Genomic DNA, 22,793 nt, shown 5'->3' with positions numbered 1-22,793 from the left:
ACATTCTCGATCCCGCCGTAGGAAGTGGCGCCTTCCTGCTCGCCGCACAGGAGGTGCTGATGGACCTATACATGCAATGCATTGAGTATTTCCAGCGGCTCGAAGCTGAAGGGCAAGGCTGGGAGCTAGAATCCAGAACGCGAGAAGAGATTGAGGAAATCGAGTCTGGAAAAGGCTCCTCATCACTGTACGCAAAGCGAACGGCCATACTCAACAATTTGTACGGAGTCGATATCGACGAAGGTGCTGTTGAGATTTGCAAGCTCAGGCTCTGGTTGTCGATGGTCGCTGATATCGAGGATGAACCGAGCGAGGTGGAGCCGCTCCCCAACATCGATTTCAACGTACGACAGGGCAACAGCCTAATTGGTCAACTCGATACGGACATCGAAAGTAACGAAGACGGAGACAGCGATCTCGATTCTTGGGAAGTGAAAACTCGTTTTGAGGACGTGAAAGAGGCCATCAAGAAGCACAAGAAAGCGGAGACCAGTATTGAAGCTCAAGAATGGCGGAAGGAGGCAGAAGACAGAATAGAGGAACACCGGGACAAATTTGATGAAATCCTTCAGCGAGAATTTCAAGACGCTGGCTTTGACGACATAACGATCGAGGAAATTCGGGAGTGGTCCCCCTTCCACTGGCCGTTGGAGTTCGCCGATGTCTTCGAGAGAGGTGGATTCGACGTGTTCATCGGGAACCCGCCGTGGGACATGCTCTACGCGAATCGCGACGACTTCTTCATCCGCTACGATGAGCAGTTCCGTACCTATCCGTCGGAGGAAAAAGATGGTGTGATGGAAGAACTCCTCTCAAGCCCTGAAGTTGCGTGGGAATGGGAGGACTACAAGGAATCGATGGAAACTCAGGCAGACTTCTTCACGCAGGGAGATGTCTATAAGCTCCAATCTCCGGTGGTGGGGGGTCGAACGATGCCGACAAAGAACGAACTTTCGGCTCTATTTCTTGAGCGGGTATTCAGACTCTCCAGAGACGGCGTGAAGGTGAGTCTGCTCCTCCCGGGGACTATCTTCGGGGGAGTGATGGGGAAAGACCTCCGAACGCATCTACTGGATCACACAGACATAGAGAACCTCATCGGATTCGAAAATAAGGGAATCTTTGAGCAGATACATCGGCAGTACCGATTTGCAATTCTGACATTTGAGTATGGTGGAAGGACCAGTCGACTCCGAGGTATTTTCAATCAACGGAGTATGGACGTGGTCTATAATATCGAGGACGTGGCCGCAGAAATCCCACGACAAGTGCTTCTCAATTATTCTCCCGAGGGTAGAATTTTCCCCTCGATCACATCACAAGTCGAAGCCGATGTCCTCAGCAAGGTAGTCACTCAACCACCTCTAGATGAGAATATCGGAGGTGCTTGGTCTGTGGATATGTTGACGAAAGAATTCGTCGAGTCCACCGATAAAGACCGATTGCAAGATTCCCCTGATAATGCTGATTATCCAGTATATGGGGGTGCGAACATCCACCAATTCGAACACGATAATACCCACACAGAGAGTTTGGACAACCCCCGGTATTGGAGTCGGGGGATGTACGATCCACCGAATAGTGCCCAGTACCGTGTTCGAGAGAAAAAATTCAACCGGGGGAACCTCAAACGAGCAATCTACGACGCCTTTGGAGGTTCAGAGACGAGCAAGTCTCAAGTTCAATACGTAGATGAACTACTCGAAGAACACCGTAGTCACGGACTTGAGGAAGAAGATGTCCTGCTCGATTGCACTGAATACCGAATCGGCATTCGAGACGTTTCTCGATCCCGGGACGAGCGGACGATAATTGCTACGGTACTTCCGAAGGACGTCATCTGTCTCCACACCATTAACACGTTCAAGCCGTTCGCTATTGAGCCTAAAGAGGAACACCTCACAGAGTCCCCACTTCGGTCACCCTACGTCCGGCGATTTACGGATCAAGAACTCTTCGTGGCAACGGGACTCCTGAACAGCATTGCGTTCGATTTCCTGATGCGAACTAAAGTCGAGACGCACATCGTCAAGCGCGAGCTATTGGAATCCCAGCTACCACGGCTCACCGACGGAGATGACTGGTTCCATTATATCGCTGAACGAGCTGCCCGATTGAACTGTTACGGGAAAGAATTCAAAGAAATGCGTAAGCGACTCGGCGGAATCGAGGCAGCGGTAGAAGATCAAGAACGCAGAGAATTACAGGCTGAAATCGATGCGGCCGCATTCCACGCGTATGGCCTGGAACGTCGTGACGTGAAGTTTGTCCTCGACGACTTCCATCGCGTTGAGAATCCGAAGCTGATGGACGAGATGTACTTCGATCTGGTCTTGGAGAAATATGATTTACTGGATCAGAAGGGGCCCCTACCGTAGCTCCCGAATCACTGTCCGACAACTCCCCAGCATACGAGCTTCGCTTGTACATCACTCTCTCCCATCAGTTTCGTCTGGTATTCAGTAGAGGCTTCGACGTTCTCTTCCAAGAACTCCTCAAGCTGACTGAGGAACTCCCCGGTCGGCCACTCTGGGAAGGAGTCGTACTGCTCATTCTCGCGAAAGATCTCCCGTAGAATTCGGTCTTCATCCGTGTTCGCGAGCTTTACCTCCTGCAGCCGCTCTTCGATGTCGGTAGCCCATTCTCCCATTGTTTCGAACTCTTCGACAGGAGCTGGCTCACCGCCGTGGTTCGGCTGAACGTAGTGACTGATGAAATCGAGGATCGTCTCCTGTTCCTTCGAGAAGGCCTCTCCCTGTTTGAAAGCACCCTCAACTTGGCCTTCTCGAATCACCTCCAGACGCTCGTCAAGTACTGCTTGAATCTCACCGCGATTCGATAATACCGTCTCTGGATTTCCGGTAATCGGTTCGCCGTCAACTGAAGGGTCAATGTTGAGCGTGCTCACGGGCCGCTCTTTGACCTCGTCGGCGAAGGGCTTGTAGTAGAAAGCACGACGGACGCGACCAAGCGGGGACTCGTGGTCATCATCGTCGAACCAGAGGTGGGCAAGGGCGAATACGCCCGGACGAGGACCTGCATCGTGGTCAGTTACATTCGTGTAGAGGAATTCCCGTTCTTCCGGCGGGTCACCGAAGAAGTCCTCAGCGTACTCGAAGTCTTCCGCAGTCAGGTCGTAATCCTCGTTCAGTTCTCGCTTCAGAAGGTACCGCTCGAACGCAGCGTGTTCATTACTCCCCGCATTGCGGAGGAGCGGATTCTTGCTCGTGTCGTCGAGTTCATTCACGTCGTCAATTTCACGAGACTTCTGGAGAGAGTCCTCGATCTCGTCCACCTGTAATTCCCCGATAGTCTTCTCCGTATCTACACCTGTCTTTTCAAGAACCTGATCTTCGTTCGGATCAAGGATGTTGTTCTCCTTTCCGACAATGAGCGCGATATCGTTGATCTTTGCCTGTAGGCGTTTCAGGAGCTTGATCGCCGCCTCGATGTCGCCGTCCGGGTAGAAGTTGTGGACGTGTTTCTCGGCGGTACTCCCGATCCGGTCGACTCGCCCGACACGCTGGACAATCCGCATCGGGTTCCACGGCAGGTCGTAATTGACCACCACATGAACGTCCTGAAGATTAACCCCTTCACTCAGCGTGTCAGTGGCCACTACGTACTGTAGCTCTGAGTCCCCCGACTCGGCGAGCGTTTGCTGGTAGCCTGACGCTTCGGGTGCAAAGCGTTGAATGATGTCCTGCTTATTCTCGTCACCGCCCTTGACGACGGCACTGTTCGCCTCTGTGAGTGGTGAATCCTCGTTGTCACAGAGGGTTCGATAGACATAGTCTGCAGTTGCCCGATACTGCGTGAAGATGAGCACCTTCTGATCGTGATTCGTGAGGACATCTGCAAGTCGGTCGATCTTCGGGTCGCGGAACTCGCGGAGTGAAAAGACGGCCTCGTAAAAGTCGCGTGTGGCAGGGTCGACTTCGCTCAAGTCACTATTCGGGTAGAGAATCGGATTCATCTCTTCTTCAGGAATATCTGGGAGGACACCAGCGTCGTGGTCAGCGAGCCATTGCCGCGTGGAAACCGCATAATCACTCACATCACCCGCATCCCGGGCGACATCACCGATGAACTGCGAGAGGAAATACGATAGAAGAGTGAGGTCCTCCCTAATGTACGTCTTCACCTCGCCGATGGTGGCGTCTGCCAGTTCATCTCCCTCGGTATCAGCTCCTTCTTCCGATTGAATAGCGGTGGTATCGAAACCAAATTCTTCGAGTGTTTGTTCGAGATCTTCAGCAGCGTCGGCTCCTTCGACAAAGTCACCGAGTTCAGAGTCATCTCCCTCCCGAACAGTTCGGAGCATATCGATATCTTCGTCCTCAGGGAGTTCACCAAGAAGGCCGAGAAGCTGGCGTTCGCTCTGATGCAGCGTCTCGATCGACTGGACGAACGCGTACGTTGAGGACTCGAGCCGTTTGAGGAGGTTCAGCTTGTAGAGGGCTTTCAGCGTGCTCCCTGCTTTCGGATTTTTGACTGTGATGTGGGGAAGGTGGAGGGCGTCCATCACGTCGGGAAGCATCCGATATATTGGCTGGTAGGCCGCCGGCAGGGAGTACTGTTGCTTGTTGAGTTTCGGCGGCTTGAAGCTCATCTCGAAGTCTTCGCTGTCCTGAATCTGATCTTTGACGTGCTTGCGCGTCCGGAGAACCATCACTTCGTTCAGGATATTCGAAATCTCAGAGGAGTGTCGCTGGAGCTGCTCGGTGATTTCTTGCTGTTCGTCGTCGCCGACCTCCTCTTTCCCGGATGCGATGCGTTTTCGCGTCTCCGAGAGTTCGATATATTCGTCGAACGCATCAAAGTCGAGTGACGCCTTGTTCCGAAGTTCCTCCGGGCTGGTGAACAAGCTGATGAGGTTCTTTAGGTCGGTAGCGCTGTTATTAATCGGGGTCGCGGTCAGCATAATCATCGTCTTTCCGCGGAGTTGCCTGAGATTCGCGTGTCGTCGCGTCCCCTTGTAGTCATCATCGTGGTCCGGATTCGGTCGCCATTTCCCGTAGTTCCGGAACCGGTGAGCCTCGTCGATAAGCAGGACGTCGAACTCGTCTTTGAGGTCCTGCACCTCGTCGTAGGAGAGATTCTGGAACTTGCTGATACTCATCACGTCAAGGTGCGTGCCGTCTACCTCTAACCCGAAGTACGGATTGCCGTCTTCGTCAGTGTCGTTCTGGAGTAGGTCTTCCCACTGATCAGTCAGGTTTGCCGGGACAATGAGGAGACAGTGGTCGCCACGTTGGCGGTAGTCGTGGAGGAGTTCACCGCCAATAAATGATTTCCCCAGGCCGACCGAGTCGGAGACGATGCACCCGTTGAACTGTGAAAGCTTTTCCTTTGCACTCTCGTACCCGAGCTTCTGGAAGTAGTACAGTGGGCTGTCACGGATGTTGACGTTCCCACTCAGTTCGTCGTAGGCGAGCAGCTTGTAGAGCTCGAACGGTTCGAGATACGTGCCCAGCTCCTCAGATGACGTCTCCTGGTCGGACTCGTCCTCCTGCTGTTCCTTCCAGTCCTGGTACTCCTCGCTGTTCTCGATGATTCGGATGATCTCTTCACTGAACTCCTCGGCGTTGGCCCACTGGTTGTCGTACCACTCCTCGAACGCTTCGGCCTTGTGTCGATCCTGACTCGTGAGGTTCAGCTCGATGTTGTTCTGGTGGCCGCTCTTGGTGAAGTTCGAGGAGCCGACAACTGTAGCGCATGGGCGGGTGTCTTCATCCTCGTCTTGTCCCCAATCTTCGTCATCTTCGAGTGGCGCTCGAAATGAGGCACCCTTTGCGTGGAAGTAACCGTTTTCAGGATTTCGCACACGGACGCTCACCTCGCCTTCGGCGATAAAGTCTCGTAGCCGGTCTAGTCGGCCAATTTGAGCGTTATTCAGCTCCGAGATGCTTTCTCTCACCTCTCTTTTGAGCTCCTCTTTGAGATTCTGTCCCTCACCGATTTCGTCAGCAGTTCCCCTATTCGTCTGACGGCCCATCAAAATCCGAAGCGGAGCGTGGCCGAGCTCATCGGGGTCAGCCAGGTTTTCAAGGTCTTCCCGGTAGAGGTCAAATCCTGAGAGATAAAAGTAGCCAGTTGCGATACGGCCTTCCTCGATCTGAGGAATAATCCGCTTGTAAGCGTCTTCTAGTGTTCTGTTAGCGTTATCGACAAGCGGAGGAAGTGAGAGCATCGTAATGCAGAGATGTATTCAGTACGCGAACTTAGTGTTTAGTGACCTCCCTACAGAAATAGCACCAGACAATAGCCAATCAAACTGGCCGAAGATCCCGCCAGCGGACGTCAACGGTGTCACCATTAGCGATTTTAACCCGAAAAAGATAGCCCTCTCGTTGATCATCAGTCACAGCCCCCGCATCGTCTGAGATGATCTCAACGACTGTTCCTCGACGTCCATGGAGGCGCTCGTGATCTGGATCTGTCTCGTCCGGGATATCGATTCGGACCGAATCACCGGTTTCGAAGCGTCTCATAGTATTCTCAGCGGGTTTGAATCCTAAAGAGGATAGCTAAGCCGAGCAAGAGGACGCCACCAACACCAAAACCAACCACCGATGGGTCCGGCAGTGATGGGATGAACCTCTTCACTTGGGGAGTAAAAATGAATCCTCCGGCATACCCTCCGACAGATATGTATCCAGCAGCCAATAGGCGGACGAACCACTGTTCCACAATCGTATGTGAGCGGTGGTCAGCATCTTCAGCTGGACGGGGATCAACGATTTCCGGGTCAGGCTTCTCTCGCTTCAAATATCGCCATTCATCGAGATACATACGAACAGGCAGGACCGACTCGATCTCATTCAGGATGGCGTATCGAGCTTTGTTCAGCCGGCGGTATGATTGAAGACTCTGATACCAGAAGTAGCAAATCAGACTGCCGAATCCTGATGCGAAGAGAACGATCGCAGCGTTAGTGGTTGTGAGATTGCCGCGGGCGAGAGCAAAGAGACCGGCCAGTATCGAGGTTAAAATCAGACCGAAAAAGCGGTTCATCTGGACTCGCTGATTGGCTGTCTCGATCGCAACCTCCCCGTAATGTATGTACTGCTCCATCAGTCGATTCTTCTCGTCCTCACTTAGATTAGCCAGCGGTCCAGTTGTAACATCTTCCTCCTCAGATGGCTCAGCAGGGTCCCCTCCAGTGACCTCTTCAGAGTGTTCAGGTTCTGTTTCGGGCGTGTCTCCATCGTCAGTATCGGCGCCATCCTCTGAGAGATCAACCGCCGCTTCGTCGGTTGAATCAGGCATATTCAGCGAGTGCGTCGACAAGCGAGGCCTTTCGCCATCCTACCTGAGTATCTGCGACTTCTTGGATTTTCTCGGGGACCTTCGATTGTCCCTCTGGAATGATTGCGATCACCGGCTTGTCCAGTTCATCGGCGAGTTCCAGCTCCTCCGGGATCCAAGTGCTGTGAGCACCGTACATTCCACTACTTACGACGACAACCGACGCCGTTTTCATCTGGTTCCGGAGTTCAGAACGAAGGGCAGACTCGGTATCCACGGGCAGGGGGTCAGTTGAAGGGACACTATGATTCTGCCACTTGAGCGACGGAACCTCATCAAGGAAATCAACGATACGCTCGTAGTGTTCGTCGTACTCCCACGAGTGGGAGACAAAAACGTTGTACTGCTTGTCCTCAAGTCGAGTTGCAGCGCGTGCTAAGCGAGGGAGTGATTGCCCAGTATTTCCGCCTGAGGAGGAAGAGGACTCTTGAGTCGACGAGCCTGCAGAGGCAAAGGCTTCCAGCCCTTTGTAGGCAGCATATAGGAGCAAAGCACCGCCAGCGATTTTTTGTCCAGACGAGAGACCCTGCTGGTTCTGAGTGTCGGTAGAACTGCGGCTCAGGGAATTGTCGGTCGGGACAAGGCCCGACTGTTGGTCATTCGGCTCGAAGAGCGATGGTTGAGAGGAACTGAGCTCAGGGAGACTGTTATCCCCAGATTGCGTTACTGTATAAACGGGGCCGAGTTCTCGAACGGTGAACTCCTTTCCGAGATCGTTCCCTTTGTAGGTCGGCAGTAGGCGGTCTCCATCATCGCGATAGAATCCGGTAGGTAGATCGTTAACAGCTGACTTCAGAACGAATCGAACAGCTGATTCGGGGTTTGGACTGCCACGAATATCATCAAACGCAGCCTCCCAGGTGGTTTTCAATGGGGAGGAGGTGTCTTGGCTCATAACCGTATGAACAATCCGTTTTTAAATAGTATAAGTTCTTCCCCCTGGAATATCGGCAGATTTGGATTCCGCATCAGAGAGGACCATAGTACTAAACGGGTAAGCCGTCAACAATTCGCATATAGTTATGAGCTTCAACAGCAGATCTTCAAGCAACCGTCGGAGCGAATACCGACTGTTCATCTCGCACTCTTGGGAGTACAGCGACGAGTACAATCGGATGGTAGAACTACTTCGCGACTACCCGAATTTCAGTTTCCGGAACTACTCAGTACCGAAGGTGGATGAGATCGATGCTGACACCGAAGAGGAGCTGGAACAGGCGCTCCGGGAAGACCAGATCAAGCCAGCTACGGTCGTAATAATACTCGGGGGAATGTACGTAGCACACAGCAAATGGATCAAGAAAGAAACTATTTTAGCTGAAATCGAGAGCAAGCCTATTCTGGGTGTTACACCGCGCGGAAACGAGCAGATGCCCAATTTCGTTGAAGACCACGCAGATCAGATCGTGGGTTGGCAAGGAAAGAGTGTGGTAGAGGGAATTCGAGACCTGGCTGATTGAGTTGATGAGAGCGTGGATGAACTATTGAGGGAGAGTCTGGCTACCGTCGAGACTATTTCCGACTCCGCGAATCGGGTATAGTTCGATCGCTTCGTACTCACCGTCACCGTCAATATGACCCAGTTTTGAAAACAGAGATCGGCTCTTGTCGTTCGGTTCGTCGATGTAGTAGACACCATCCTCGCAGTACTCCTGGCACCAAGTCTGAATCAATTCCTCAGCAATCCCCCGGCGCCGGTAATGATCCCGGACATACAGCTGTCGAAGAACCTGTATTCCATCCAGCTCTTCCCAAGTGACGTATCCAGCCGCGTCGTCATCTCGAATATAGAGCAATCCCTGGTGGTTCTCAGGGATATATCGGGCAAAAGAAGAACTCGTGTCACCACCATAGCTAGTCATCGCGCCGATGACTCGTTCTGTTTTGTCTATTGGTCGACCATCAGAATATACGAGAAATGAATCTTCGGCACCGATCTCCACGATGTCATCCGGAGTCGAATTCGTGAAGAGCCACTCAGCACTGAACACCTCATCAAGATCGATTCTACGACCCTGATACTCGATACCATATAAGCTCATACAGTTATGGCAGCGAAATTCTGCTGATTCCTCGATTTCGGACATTCCCGGAACACGCTCAATTGACGGGTCGTCAATCCCTGAGCAATTGCAGTCCTGTCTAAGTTCCTCAAATTTGTCCCCCTTCCCAGATTGACTATACGGAACAAATCCCATCTTCCAATGCTCCTCTAACTTCTCACCGAGTTCCTGAGCGAGTTTTTGAACAACTCTCGCGTCTGTTCCCACAAATGCAACGACAGCATCAAGGAGGTCGTCTACGTGAATAATCGGGTCCTCGGACAACTCATATTCTGTGAGCAATTGCCAGCCATTAGGTGCCCGGTAGATCATCCGAAGATCATCTTCACAGAGAAGGGAAACAGCGACGACCTCAATCCCGTCATCAGCTTCGATATAGAGAGGAATCGTTTGATCAATTTCTTCACGTTGAACAAGAGTTTCGAGCCAAGCATAGTCCCCGAGACCCGCAGGAAGTGGGATATTCAAGCTCATTTCCGTATCAGAAATTGCTCTGTTTCGTTATAAATGATAGGCGACCACCACTATGTAGATATATAAAACCAGCATACCACAAGACGGAATATGGAAACCAAGCGGATCGCTGAGGTCGTGGAAAACATAAATTATTCTTATCTCTTACCCGCGATTCAGCGGGAGTTCGTCTGGGAAACGAGTGACATCGTGGATCTGTTTGATTCCCTGTTACGGGACTATCCGATCGGTGCGCTCCTTCAGTGGAACCTCTCGGCTGAGGAAGCACAGGCTCAGCCCAAATATCGCTTCGTCACCCACTACGTCGACGAACCAAATTTTCCCCAGTCACTCACAACACCGACCCATCGAAACCCCCCGCACAATTCTGAAGACCCACTCCCGTCACCGGTGAAACTAGTCCTCGACGGCCAGCAGCGACTGACCGCGCTCAATATCGGTCTGACCGGATCATTCTACGAGCGGAAACACAACCACCCTCGGAACAAGGCCAGTTCGTGGGTTCAGAAGCGACTCTATCTCAACCTCCTCTCGGACCCGCAGACAGCGGACTCGGAACTCGGCAATAAATACGACTTCTCCTTCCGCTCTGAGCAGTCCGCAACCGCGAATGCATACTGGTATCCAGTCAACCGAATCATGTCCATCTCTGACAACGACGATTTCTATGCAGAACGCCAGGAAATTGAGGGAGAGATCCAGGAGCTGGTCGAGAACCACCCCGAGATAGAGAATTCAGATAGTCTGATTCTCAACGCTCAGCGTAATTTCGAGGACCTCTATCGAGCGGTCCACAAGGACGAGAAGCTCCACTTCTTTACCGAAGACGAGAACGACATCACCCGTGTTCGCGACGTCTTCGTACGGATCAATCAGGGAGGGGTGACACCGAATCGTGCCGAAATCCTCCTGTCGTTGATGACTAGTAGCTGGCAACAGGAGCCGCCGGAAATCAACGCACGGGACGAGGTGCACTCGATGGTCGACGAACTGAACGGGATCATCGACGGTGGGAACGCTCCTTTTGCTACGAAGCACGTCCAGAAGGTACTGCTCGCAATCAACGGCAACGAGATCCAGTATCGGTTCGACAACTACACACTCGACTTGCTGCGGAATCTGAAGGAGATCTGGCTCACCGATACGTTCTCGAACACGATGGAACAACTCGCTGAGCTTCTGAATAGTTACTATCCGACGGTGACCTACATCCTCAGTCCCGCCCTCTACACACCTATCGCCTACTACCTCTACCAGAACGAGAATCCCTCGCTCGATTCGACCTCAATCAAAGGTCGCGGGCGACGTCGTGACATTCTCTACTATATCTGTGCAGCCCGACTCAACGGATTCACCAGCCAATCATCGAACCAGATCGCAGAACTCGTCCGGGATGTTATCCGAGAGGAAGAGAGCTCGGAGTTCCCACTTGAGCGGATCAGTGATGAAGTGGCATCCAGTTACGGAACCTCCCTCCGTTTCACCGAAGAAAAGTTGACCACGCTTTTCGAGGAGCTCCAGTACGGGAAGCGCGACATCGAGTTCCTTCTGCAGCTATCACACTACCCCGATGAGCCGGCACGGGGCAAAGACTACGATATCGACCACATCATCCCAAAATCGGTTCTCCCCGAAGAAGCAGATGCTGACCGGGTGGGGAACCTCCAGTTACTGATTGACAAGACGAACAAGATGAAATCGGACGATGACTTCGAGGACTGGATGAACTCCAGAACGGACGACTACAAGCAGACTCATCATATCCCGGAGGGCGCAAAGGAGATGACGTTCGAAGAGTTCGTGGACGCCCGCGAACGGCTCATTATGGAGCACATCCTCGAACACCAGCCGTTCTAGTAGAAGTCAGGCCTCCAGTTCGAAGGACCTCTCAAGAAGTGTGGTTAGGTCGTCCAGAGCCTGAGTCGCAGTATCGTCGATCTGAACACTAACTCGGTCAGTCTCCTTGGGATGTTTCTTTCCTAACGAGAGGACCACGTCGTCATCGGGAGAGAGGGAAGCCGAAAGCCAAGAGGTAACACGAGGAGAGCCAGCGAACCAAGCAGTCGTCAAATCATGCCAAGGGCGTTCCCGATCTTCCTCACTCGGGCGATCTGGTCCAAACGCTAGCCGTTCCAAGTTATCAGTGAATGATCGGAGTTCCTGGGTATCCGAATCTTCAAGTTGAACGGTGACACGGTGGGTATCGCCATCCCAGCCCCAGTCCTTCTTTCCGAGCTGAAGAGTAAGCTGACCCGTTGGTGAGCGAGAAACAGTCGCCCAAGCGCGTCCCTTCCGGCGGAGATCTTGTTGAGCGACAGTCACCCATTCATCCGACTTATCGAACGAAGCCCAATACTCTCCTGGTATAGGGATTTCCAACGCAACAGTGGGCGATTTCTCTTGCCAGAGCCACCTGATGACTTCCGGGTACCCCTCCATATCAGACCGCGACGGAAGCGCATAGGGCCAGACGGACAGTATTCCGGAGAGATCAACATCGTACTCTGAGAAATCGCCCTCATCGAGCCACGCAACGCTATAGTCACGCTGTAGATAATGGTCAGTAACTGCCTCGATATCTTTGCCCTGATTCCGATACTGAGCCTCTATCGCGATACCCCTTCCATAGGGCTCTCGGGGAGTGTCGAATGTGAGCAGGACATCCGCAATTCGGCCGTCGATACCGGATTCAAGCTCAACTGTCGCATCAGGGAAATCGTGTTCCAATCGAGCATACGCAATCGACTTCATTTTCATATGTTCGTCCGATTCACCAGGGCACTCGCCGACATCTACAAGATCAGCAAAGGTTGCCTGACCTGTAGTTTGGCCCATCTCAGAACGACCCTCCTGTTCGTGGTGCCGAAAATGACGAGAAATGAAAGCAGAACCTCGTTCGTGAGACCGTACAACGGCCATCGGTTGGTCGCACGCAGGACAAGTAACAGTCGTGCCGTCGGCTACTTGTGGTGGGATTACCCGTGTTCCGTTTTGAACTCCAAGATATGGCATTGAAGTCGATGGCCGGATTAGATTTGCTTGTCACTCTATCATAATGACCATTACTCCGGCATCCTGTCGTTGGAGGGCCAAAGAGAAATCACCCACTTAGTGCCAAATCAGTAGTGGGAGCTGAGTTTCCGGAAGTTTCCGGAAGGCTCGACTTTCCACGAACACAAATCGAGATACAGCGTAGGTTTTTGGGTGCTCAAGATGGTACTATCATGGGAGTTTCCGGAAGCAACCCGGTCAGGCTTTTGTAACCTGACCCGAAATCAGTCTGTCAGAGACAGATGATTCGCGATGCTCGCGTCCTCCGGGCCGGGTTCGTTCCTCGGGAAGTTGAGCATCGCGACGCCGAAGTCAACCATCTCTCCAGCGTCCTCGAGCCCATCACGAACGGAGAGCCCGCCGACACGGCCATCGTCACCGGACCCAGCGGCGCCGGCAAGACCTGCATCTCGAAGTTCGTTACCGAACGACTCCGGGAAGAGGTCCTCGACGTCGAGGCGACCTACGTCAACTGCTGGCGGAACTACACCCGATTCCGCACGCTCTATCAGATCCTCGACGACCTCGGCGCGACCATCGACATCCACCGTCAGTCGACGCCCCACGACGAACTCGTCGATCGCCTCCAGCAGCACGACGGCTCTCGAACCGTCATCATCCTCGACGAGGTCGACCAACTGGAGGATCCCAGCGTCATCTACGACCTCCACAGCCTCCCGCAGTTTGCGATCATCTGCATCGCGAACAAGGAAGAGGAGCTGTTCAGCCGCGTCGACGGCCGCCTCGTGAGCCGCCTGCGCTCCAGCGAACACGTCCGGATGGACAAGTACCACGACGAGCAGCTGTACGATATCCTGAGTGCGCGGGCGAAGTGGGGGCTCGACGAGGACGTCATCACCGACGACCAGCTATATCGAATCGCCGACGCGGCCACCGGCGACGCCCGCCTCGCAATCGGCATCCTCCGAACGGCCGCCGGCAAGGCTGATCGCGAGAACCACGAGCGCATCACCGACGATATTCTCCTGGACGCCGCCGAGGATGCTCGGGCCCAGATCAAGCAGAAGAGCCTCGACTCACTCACGCCGCACCAGCGCGTCGTCTACGACATCGTTCGTGAGCACGGCCCGCTCGGCCCGGGCGAGATTCACGAGCGCTATACGGACGAAGTCGACGACCCACGGACGAAACGGACCATCCGGTCCTATCTCTCGAAGATGGCTCAGTACAACCTCCTCGAGGCCGAGGGCACGAGCCGGGATCGAGAATACGCGATCATTGAGTCACCACCTGCTGCAACAACCACTTAAAACATTCCAGAACATCGATACACTATGACCACACTCCCCACACTGTTCGAGACCTTCTTGTCAGACATCCGCCCGCAGGACGAGCACAATGATGCCTACAAGGAGGGCCACGAAACCCTCCGCGATCACTTGCAGAGTGACGAGGACATCGACGAGTTCTACGTTGCAGACTTTCTACAGGGGAGCTACCGTCGGTGGACGGCACTCAGACCGCAGGAAGACGAGAAATCCGACGTTGACGTCGTCTTTGTCTCTGATCTCAGCAGTGATCTCGATACCGATGTTGCGCTAAGAAAATGCGAGCCGTTCCTGGATGAACACTATGTGGGGCAGTGGGAACCGAACGCGCACTCCTACAAGATCGAGGAAGAGAAGGTGGAGATCGATCTCGTCTTGACAGCGGCACCGAGCGAGGCAACACGTGAAGCCGTCAAATCACTGGGTTCACTAGACGTTGGCACAGCCCTGAGTCCAGACGACCTTTCGACCGTGGCGGAGGCCCTCAATATGTCGGCAGATGGCGACGACGAGTGGAAGGACCAACCGCTCAAGATCCCACATCGAGATGAGAACAAGTGGGAGAATACCCATCCCCTCGCGACTATCGCCTTCACCATTAATAAAAACGATATCACGGATGGCCACTACGTGAACGTCGTCAAAGCCATCAAATGGTGGCGGCGAACGAAGACACCCGACGTCGAAGGACCGACAAGCTATCCCCTCGAGCACATCGTTGGTCAGTGCTGTCCTCATGATATCGACAGCGTCGCTGAAGGCGTGACAAGGACGCTGGAAGAACTCACACGGCAGTTCAAGACCGAAGCAATGGCCGAGGAAACCCCCGTCTTGCCTGCTCACGGGCTCCCGGAAACCCCCGAGAATGACGTCCTCAAACAAATCGACGGGGACGATTTCGCGGCGTTCTACGATAAGGCCGAAGATGCCGCAGCGCTCGCGCGGACAGCACTGGATGAGGAGGACAAAGAAACATCGAGGGATTACTGGTACCAGCTCTTCGGTGAGAAATTCCCTCCCTTCGGAAGCGACGACGATTCCGACGATGGAGGGGAGAAAGCCATGTCAGTAGGGTCGTCCTCACAGGTAGAGGATCCATCTGACCACCAGTTCGCCGAGTCGGACAGCTGACGTAACAAATGCCTCCCCACGAAATTACAGAAGCCGTTGCAGCCATTGCCGAACGGGACGGAGTCACCGTCCTCAAAGAGCCATATCGACACGATAGCAACGGACGGTGGATCGTCAAGATCAGGCTTTCTCCAGACGACTTAGAACCCCATCCGGACGTGCCACGCGAGACGGACTGGTATCTCCATCTACGGGATACGTACCCCGCAGGTTCAATTGGGATCTACCCTGCAGATCAAGAAGAGAACACCATTTCCGCCACATTCCCCCACCAGAAGCTGAACGTGGCTGGGAGCAACGATACTCCATGGCGAAGAGGCGATATCTGTGTTGCTCGGTATGGGCACACCCTCAGTCAAACGGGAGCCACCGGCGAACCCAGCACAAGCCGTGATCGGCTCTGTTGGCATATGGACCGAGCACTGCGGTGGTTAAGTAATGCTGCGAAAGGGGAACTCCGGGAACCAGACGAACCGTTTGAAATCCCGGCCTTCGATACGAACTCGGCTTCGGCCACGACCATCGCATTCAATGAGACGCAGGAGTCGTTCTCAGAATGGAGGGAGACGTATGGACAGTGGGGGACGGTCAATCTCCGCTCGTTGCCAACTGCTGAAGAGACATACGCGACTGGTACGTTCAAAGATAGCGACGATGAAGTCGTCTATCAGCCACAATGGGGTGGATACATCGATGCGAATCCTGAGGACTCTGTTTCCGGAGCGTGGGCACTGTTAGAAGAGGTGCCGATTGAACCCCCGTGGGAGGCCCCGGGAACGTGGCAAGATTTGGAAGGGTTTTTCGATGGCACCGAGACCGACCCGTACGAACTACGGGCAAATATCAAGCCCGTTTTGGACGATGAACCGGTCAAGATTCTTCTAATCGGGTTCCCCATCCCAGCTACGGTCGACGGCGACCCCGAGATCATTTATTGGCAACCAATCGAGATCCAGGAGTTCAAGGACCCGAATGACCTTTCCGGCGGATTTCGAGATACTGGAAAGGGGCCAGAGATAGCCGAACGACGGGAAGCTGGAGAGGAACAGATTCGGTGGCTGGACTCGGACAACTGGTCGCATGAGCAGCTCACCAGACGCGGGCATATGACAGAGTGGTTTCTGGATCGCAACATCGTACTCATTGGAGCGGGAGCGCTCGGCAGTATGGTTGCCGAGAACCTCGTTCGAGCCGGCTGTCAGCAGCTTACCATCGTCGACAACGACACGTATGAGATCGGCAACGTGGCTCGCCACACACTAACAATCGATGAGGTAGGACGAAACAAGGCGACAGCAATCGCGGACCGGCTCGAATCCATTGCACCGTACGCCCAAGTCTTTGATGTGGATAGCGCCTTTCCACCGAGCGGTGAGTTGCCGGAGTCAATTAGAGAAGCGGAGGTAGTAATTGACTGTACCGCGTCACGGGGAGTTCGTCGCGCTCTGGATGCGATTAGATGGAATCACCCGGTCGTGTTTTGCTCCGCTGCGATGGGTCGGCGAGCGAGCCGGTTGTTCTGCTTCACAGCTTACTCACATACCTTTCCGTACAGCGATTACAACGAAGCGTTCGATCCATGGCGGTTGCAAGAACAGATCGAATGGGACGAAGACGAGGATGCCATCCCCGAGCGAGTCGGCTGCTGGCACCCAGCATCAGTTATCCGAACGGACCGGGTGATGACGTGGGCAGGGACAGTGACACGACTTCTCGATCAGGCGACGGCATTGAGCCTGCGCGAGAATCACTTCACCGTACTCGAGACCGGTAGTGGCGACGAGCTGCCGACCATTTCACAGGCCACACCTCCCTTCCAGGACGGAACTATATGGCGAGCACCGGAATCACCAATCACCGTACAGATTCCGGCCACGTGTCTTGAAGCGATGTATGAGCGCTGTCGGGAAGAACACCCCTGTGAAACGGGCGGTATTCTCGCTGGAACCGACCGTCTCGATGGGCCAGCACTGGTGGTGAATGCCCGCGACCCACCGCGGGACTCCATTCAAGAACCAACTCGATTCCTCCGCGGAACCGACAAAGTCGAGGAGTGGCTCAAAGACGCCAGGGAGAGCATTGGCATCGACTATCTCGGTGAATGGCACTACCATCCCGGCGCTTCACCCGATCTCAGTCGGGTCGATCGGACTGCGATGAATGACATCGCCAACGACGACGGCTACGACTGTCCGCATCCGCTCCTCTTCATCGTTGGACAGGACGAAGAAGGTCAATTCACGATCAACGCCTATCTATTCCATGATAGTAAGGAATACGAGCAGTTAGAACGGATTGACAACCCAGATGCAGCTACAACTCTCAACGTCGGTGACGATATATGACTGATCCAACTGGCCGTGTATTTCTCAGCTATAAGCACGAACAGACGGACATCGCCAACTTCCTGCAAACGGAACTCGAGCGACACGGGGTGCCGATTTGGCGGGATATCTTCGATTTGAAGCCAGAGCCACTCAGAGATGAGATTATCGACCAGTTGGAGAACCCGGAAACGGCCAGTGGTATTGCGCTCGTCAGTGAGGGCGTAGCCGACTCCGACATCATTCTCAACGACGAGTTGCCGGGATTCAACAAGCGCTGGGACGAGGATGACGAGTTTTTCGTGGTCGTTGTGCCATGTCCCGATATCAGCGTTGGAGAAGCCAAATCGATACTCAACGAGGCACCGATCCTCCACGACTTTTCCGCCTGGAAAATGCTCCCCCTAGAGGAGACCACGTCTGACAAAGCTACAGAGATCGTCCAGGCCGTCTTATCAGAGCGCATCGAGCGGATAGATGGGTATTTGCCGGACGGTGAGCCCCTCGAATGTTCACTTGATACCTACGAATCGCCCGCTCACGACAACGATCCAGCGATTGCTATTGACTGGTCGAGATCGTTCGAACATGGTCCACCATCCCAAGAAGTATGGAACCAGCGTCTACTCCCGGCGTTAACTACGGTAACGGACAGTCTCATTCAAAACGCATCGGGCCGCACCCTCCGATTCCGTGGCCGAACGCATCTTCCCGCTGCGTTCGCGGCCGGTTACTGTCTTCCAACCACACGTCGTATCCAAGCAACGTGGATGCAACCCACCGGTCCTGCCGGGATGACAGAATGGAGACTCGATATCGACGAAGAGGAAAGCGGGTTAGAAGGAGATCTCCAGCGACAACCGAATCACGGAGCGGAGCTGGCGGTGCTCGTCAACATCGCTGCCGATGTGCAACCGGAGATCGACCAAATGCATAACGACCTTCCGGATTTCAACGGTATTCTCAGATTGACACCGGAAGATGGGCCTGGTGTGGAATTGTCCCCGGCACAGGCAGCCCATGCTGCAGGTGTTTTCCGTACCAAGGTACGAGACGCAATCAAAGAACTATCAAAAACATCGACTATTCATCTCTTCATAGCTGGCCCGATGGGGCTCGCCTTTCTCTTCGGGCGAAACTCAAACACTCTTAGACCGATCCAGACCTACCTCTACAGCAAAGACGAGGGTCGGTACTATCCTGCTGGTCGATTACAGAATCAGTCACTTTCAGACGGCTCAGACACCGCCTCAGAAGAGCAATAGCAAATCAGTGCCCATTGCCAGAAGGGCATCGACTCGATCATTTCGCACCAGCGCGTCGTCTACGAGGTGATTAGAGAACTGGTAGGTCTCGTTTTGTTGACCGAGAGAATGCACCCCCGTGATTTATTACTGCAGGAGCGATTATGTCCTACTATGAGCGCAAAGGGCCAGCTCCGTCGGTTCGAGAACAGGGCGCAGTTGCTGCGCCATATCTCTGAGGAGACCGGCACGGACATCGACACGCTTTGGGACGAGTACGAAGCCCAAGTCGAATAGAGCCCTTTGCAGTTTTTGACGCGTGGGCGACGATACTAATCTCGATTTATCGTTCGAAATAGACGCAGAGACAGTCTCTCTGAGCCCTATCGGGGAATATCAGGTTCTCGATCTGGAAGGGCCGGTCGTCATCGTTGGAGATGCGTCGTACCGCGTTGTTCCGGTCGGTGAAGACTCAGAGGCGTCAGAAGATGTTCGGGAACTTAGTGTCGACGAGATACGTGCTGCACTCAGCGAGCTCGCTGACAACGACGACTTTCAGTCAATCGTAGACAATTGCCCGACGAATACGCCGCTCGTCTACGACGACATCGATTATTTGACTCGCCATCTCCCCACAAGTTCGCTCCAGAAGTGCCAGAAGCTGAGTGAGAGCACCCCTTTCGAGAAGGAATTACTCCTCCAAGTTGCCTACGTAGAACGCCAAAACTCTCTCGTCGGGCACGCAGACAACGTCCTCGAGTATTATCTCGAACAGCGTGCTGAAATCGCTGAAAAACTCCGGTCCACCGACGAGATCGACAGCGACGTTGAGCGGTCATTCTTTTCGTATCTCCTCCTCGCCTCGGCACTCATCGAAGAGCTGACGACAGAAACGGTCCTCAACGAACTCTTTCGCGAGGAAGCTCGTCTCGACAGCATCACCGAGCACGTTCGGAGTATGGGGCACGCGAAGCGATTAGAGAAACTCTGTGATATCCAAATACTGACCGGAGGTGACCACGGATCGCTTGTCGAGGTCAAAGAACGCAGAAACAACCTCGTCCACGACGCGCAGAAACGTGCAGGCCTTGACGAACTCGAATCGCGTCGTGAAGTCGCACAGATCCTCGAACAGACTGATCGATGTGCGTCCGTCCTACTGACGATCTCGGGAAAGAACATCGAGTCAGTCATCGCGAAGCGAGGGTGTGAGCCCTATATCGAACACGCTCAATCTGAAGCAGTAGCCGACACAATCACAACCTGGGAACAGGAGAATCCAGAGCGCCTATCGAGACTTCACGACTGTGAAAGAGCAACCCTCGAAGAAATTCGCTGGGATACCGAAGAGAGTGACCCTAGGAACAACATCACGGAGGGATTCACATTTGATGGATTTGATGACGAAGAGCGGTATGAGATACTGATGGAGTTCGTCGGTGATGCCTCAAAGGCGTTCCTCGACCGGATTGATGCTGATGCAAACGAGAGCAATCTCGATCGCTTCGATTTCGCGTTGATGGTGCTGCTCTGTGCTGGTCACAGGTACGAGGAGATTGCCCGGTGGCTGGATACCGACGAAAAGTACGTCCAGCGGAAGGAGAACGTGATAGCCTGGAGAGCTTCGCAGTTCGAGAAGGATTTGGTAGATGAGATCCCCCGCCCAGAGGGCCCAACATGGCCATCGGACACGGAATCAGATGAACAGGATGGGTGCTAGCCCGATAACAGACGGGTCATCCTCGCATAGTACGTATGCTCTCTCAGCGGAAGGCACACTCGGATAAGACCGAGCGTAAGCATCTCGAAGACCGCCTCACGGCAGAAGGTACCATCCGGGATCGAGAGTACTCGCTCGTCGATTCGGTAGCTACGTCGCCGATGCAGCGACCGTGACGCCGCCACCAATCAGGCACTGAACTCGCCGAGGCCCGATTGCTCGTGCTCCAGTGGCTCAGCCGTACTATGCCTATTCCCGGACATCGAATGCTTTCACCGCGACACGGACCGGATACCCACTCTCCGACTCCAGTCGATATACGCCGTGATCTGCAATCTCCGGCACCTCAGAAACGTACCGGTCGTGCGCCATCGTCGCCTCCCGTATCCGGTCTTCAACCGTCCCGAAGTCCTGGCGCCGTGAGAAGATCAAGAGTGCAGCGTGTGAATCCCGGACAGTCAGGTTGTTTAGGAGCTGGTCAACCGCGTCCGTATACACAGATGGTCCATCCCAGAATTTGCACTCCGCGATGAACAGGTTCTCGTTATCATACCGGAGCAGGATATCCGTCTTCCCACCGCGGTTGAACGTTTCTCCGGTCGCGAACCCGGAGTAATGCGAATTAATCCCCATCAGGAAAATATCCCGTAGCGACTCCTCATCCAGACCCCGGACCGGCGTGGCGGATCGTTCCAGATCACGTCCTAAGTCGTCAAGCAGATCCAAGACCTCGATAAAGGTCCGGTCCTGGAGCACCTCGTCATCACTGTCCGCAGCCGGTGACGGTAGCTCAATCTCTCGCTTTTTCTCCGGCACTACATATCCAGGTTCCGCGGTGTCACCGGTGTCGACACCCAGTTCGGCCATCACCGCATGGTTTGTATCAACGATCTCCCGCCGTTCCTCAATCGAGCGGCGGGCGGTTCGCCGCAGCTGCTCCTCCATCTCCGCGATATCATCCTCAAGCTGTTCCACGAACCACGCCACCTTATCCACCCATTCGTCAACCTCTGACTGAATTTCGGCTTGGACCTGTTCCGCATCCTTATTCCCGATTGTGTAGTCAACGTGGTAGACGACCTCGTTCCGGTTCAATTCATTGTAGCGCGGTTTGTTCAGCTTTGAGGAGCTAGGATTGATCTGCAGGAGGTCGCTGTCGCCGTCGAACGGCAGCTTCACACGGATCCGCTGGTACGTTTTAGTAGGCCGACCGCGCTGATTGAGGCCGGGCAGGCCTTGGCCACGCGGGACCTCTTTCTCGACCTCGCCGACCTGTTCCAAATCGTAGTCGTTGAGCTGGATCGGGGACGGTATGTATCTTGACGTGAATATCAGGGTCAGGAGGTCGGTGCTGTCCTGCAGCTCGTCGTTGGACAGTCCCTTGATTTCGTCCTTCAGCGCTGTCTCTTGCTCCCGCCTGTACTCGTGGATTGATTGGTCGGAGAAGAGATGGTCAACTGATTGTCGCCGTCTCATTACCACGTAGTTGGGCCGTGATCTGTCATAAAATACCGGATCAACTAGTAGACCGGTTGTATCACAGGATCACGAACTACGGGCTTCCCGTTCGACCTCGCGCTCTACCGCATCCGACTCCTCATACAAGAACCGTGATGGCCGCCCCTGCGTGAACCCGCAGCCGGGACACTTCCAGATCGGCTTGTCATCCCGGAATCGCCGCGATTTCGTGTCTGTCATCAGATCGGTACCGCACTCCGGACAGACCGGTGAGTCAGCATACGCGTAGGCGTCACCAAGACTGCGCTGGCGGCCGTGCAGCACTCGCCATTTCACGCCGAACTTATCGACCTCCCACTCGGAGACATCGCGCCGAGGCTTCCCTCGAGCCGTGGCGACGAATGCGGCGGACCGGCCACTACTACCACTGTTACCGAACGTGTTCCGGGCCCAGGACAGGAGCCACCAGAGCAGAGCGAACGCAATTATGGCGATCAGCACGACCCGGAGATACGGGTTGTTCAGGAAAGTGAGAGGGTCGATATCAGTAATGGTCTTTGGGAGAAGTGGCTGGAGTAGGGAGGCGATGAGGATTGCGGCCGCCGCGGTTACGATTTCGTCGACCGAAATTTCCATTTGATAACTGATTACATACCAGTATGGTTAGATGTGTCGAATTACCGGAACATGTTGATCTCATCCATCAATATTCGAGATGCGCGCTGTGT

17 protein-coding genes are annotated in these 22,793 nt (G+C 54.1%); 9 read left to right on the top strand and 8 right to left on the bottom strand.

Annotated features, from left to right (window positions below; genetic code table 11):
• Window positions 1-2,378: Eco57I restriction-modification methylase domain-containing protein (locus NDI79_RS23410; protein WP_310931042.1), on the top strand; the 2,378-nt coding region annotated here is incomplete at its 5' end.
• A gap of 8 nt (window positions 2,379-2,386) precedes the next feature.
• Here NDI79_RS23410 and NDI79_RS23405 read toward each other — a convergent pair.
• The 4 genes from NDI79_RS23405 to NDI79_RS23395 all read right to left on the bottom strand — a co-directional run bounded on the left by NDI79_RS23405 (window position 2,387) and on the right by NDI79_RS23395 (window position 8,206).
• Complete coding sequence (locus tag NDI79_RS23405) at window positions 2,387-6,193, bottom strand: helicase-related protein (protein WP_310931041.1); 3,807 nt, start codon at window positions 6,191-6,193, stop codon at window positions 2,387-2,389.
• A gap of 79 nt (window positions 6,194-6,272) precedes the next feature.
• Window positions 6,273-6,494 carry a DUF8139 family protein gene (locus NDI79_RS23750; RefSeq protein ID WP_234299888.1) on the bottom strand — a complete coding sequence of 74 codons (222 nt, stop codon included), beginning with the start codon at window positions 6,492-6,494 and terminating at the stop codon, window positions 6,273-6,275.
• Window positions 6,495-6,501: 7 nt separating this feature from the next.
• On the bottom strand, window positions 6,502-7,272 hold the full coding sequence (locus NDI79_RS23400; RefSeq protein ID WP_310931040.1) for a RipA family octameric membrane protein: 771 nt from the start codon (window positions 7,270-7,272) through the stop codon (window positions 6,502-6,504).
• Window positions 7,265-8,206, bottom strand: a complete 942-nt coding sequence (locus NDI79_RS23395) for a TIR domain-containing protein (RefSeq protein ID WP_310931039.1) — start codon at window positions 8,204-8,206, stop codon at window positions 7,265-7,267. The genes NDI79_RS23400 and NDI79_RS23395 overlap by 8 nt, the downstream gene beginning before the upstream one ends.
• Before the next feature lie 127 nt (window positions 8,207-8,333).
• Between NDI79_RS23395 and NDI79_RS23390 the strand changes: the two genes are divergently transcribed.
• The gene (locus tag NDI79_RS23390) at window positions 8,334-8,771 is read left to right on the top strand and encodes a TIR domain-containing protein (RefSeq protein WP_099254180.1); all 438 of its coding nucleotides are present in this window, start codon (window positions 8,334-8,336) and stop codon (window positions 8,769-8,771) included.
• A gap of 21 nt (window positions 8,772-8,792) precedes the next feature.
• Here the strand turns inward: NDI79_RS23390 and NDI79_RS23385 are convergent, their stop codons facing one another.
• Window positions 8,793-9,848 (bottom strand): GNAT family N-acetyltransferase, encoded by a 1,056-nt coding sequence (locus NDI79_RS23385; protein ID WP_099254181.1) that lies wholly within the window; start codon window positions 9,846-9,848, stop codon window positions 8,793-8,795.
• A 90-nt stretch (window positions 9,849-9,938) separates the two neighbouring features.
• On the opposite strand from NDI79_RS23385, the gene NDI79_RS23380 reads away from it, so the two are divergent.
• Window positions 9,939-11,705 (top strand): DUF262 domain-containing protein, encoded by a 1,767-nt coding sequence (locus tag NDI79_RS23380; protein ID WP_235158002.1) that lies wholly within the window; start codon window positions 9,939-9,941, stop codon window positions 11,703-11,705.
• Between the two features lie 6 nt (window positions 11,706-11,711).
• Here NDI79_RS23380 and NDI79_RS23375 read toward each other — a convergent pair whose 3' ends face one another.
• Window positions 11,712-12,683 (bottom strand): competence protein CoiA family protein, encoded by a 972-nt coding sequence (locus NDI79_RS23375; protein ID WP_310931038.1) that lies wholly within the window; start codon window positions 12,681-12,683, stop codon window positions 11,712-11,714.
• Window positions 12,684-13,141: 458 nt separating this feature from the next.
• On the opposite strand from NDI79_RS23375, the gene NDI79_RS23370 reads away from it, so the two are divergent.
• The 6 genes from NDI79_RS23370 to NDI79_RS23345 all read left to right on the top strand — a co-directional run bounded on the left by NDI79_RS23370 (window position 13,142) and on the right by NDI79_RS23345 (window position 20,607).
• Complete coding sequence (locus NDI79_RS23370) at window positions 13,142-14,170, top strand: Cdc6/Cdc18 family protein (protein WP_310931037.1); 1,029 nt, start codon at window positions 13,142-13,144, stop codon at window positions 14,168-14,170.
• Between the two features lie 24 nt (window positions 14,171-14,194).
• Window positions 14,195-15,319: an SMODS domain-containing nucleotidyltransferase gene (locus NDI79_RS23365; RefSeq protein ID WP_310931036.1), complete on the top strand. Its 1,125-nt coding sequence runs from the start codon at window positions 14,195-14,197 to the stop codon at window positions 15,317-15,319.
• A gap of 410 nt (window positions 15,320-15,729) precedes the next feature.
• Window positions 15,730-17,664: a ThiF family adenylyltransferase gene (locus NDI79_RS23360; RefSeq protein WP_310931035.1), complete on the top strand. Its 1,935-nt coding sequence runs from the start codon at window positions 15,730-15,732 to the stop codon at window positions 17,662-17,664.
• Entirely contained in the window at window positions 17,661-18,908 is a 1,248-nt protein-coding gene (locus tag NDI79_RS23355) for an SAVED domain-containing protein (protein ID WP_310931034.1), read from the top strand. Before NDI79_RS23360 ends, NDI79_RS23355 begins: the two co-directional genes overlap by 4 nt.
• 153 nt (window positions 18,909-19,061) lie before the next feature.
• Entirely contained in the window at window positions 19,062-19,184 is a 123-nt protein-coding gene (locus NDI79_RS23350; RefSeq protein WP_008528531.1) for a hypothetical protein, read from the top strand.
• Between the two features lie 22 nt (window positions 19,185-19,206).
• Complete coding sequence (locus NDI79_RS23345; protein WP_310931033.1) at window positions 19,207-20,607, top strand: hypothetical protein; 1,401 nt, start codon at window positions 19,207-19,209, stop codon at window positions 20,605-20,607.
• Window positions 20,608-20,856: 249 nt separating this feature from the next.
• Here NDI79_RS23345 and NDI79_RS23340 read toward each other — a convergent pair whose 3' ends face one another.
• Window positions 20,857-22,083 (bottom strand): hypothetical protein, encoded by a 1,227-nt coding sequence (locus tag NDI79_RS23340; RefSeq protein ID WP_144800141.1) that lies wholly within the window; start codon window positions 22,081-22,083, stop codon window positions 20,857-20,859.
• Between the two features lie 69 nt (window positions 22,084-22,152).
• Window positions 22,153-22,701 carry a hypothetical protein gene (locus NDI79_RS23335; RefSeq protein WP_144800142.1) on the bottom strand — a complete coding sequence of 183 codons (549 nt, stop codon included), beginning with the start codon at window positions 22,699-22,701 and terminating at the stop codon, window positions 22,153-22,155.
• Window positions 22,702-22,793 lie beyond the last annotated feature (92 nt).

This window comes from Halogeometricum sp. S3BR5-2, from assembly GCF_031624635.1.
Taxonomy (GTDB): domain Archaea; phylum Halobacteriota; class Halobacteria; order Halobacteriales; family Haloferacaceae; genus Halogeometricum; species Halogeometricum luteum.
Note: the sequence above shows the minus strand (reverse complement) of the source record. Positions and strands in the feature narration are given on the sequence as shown.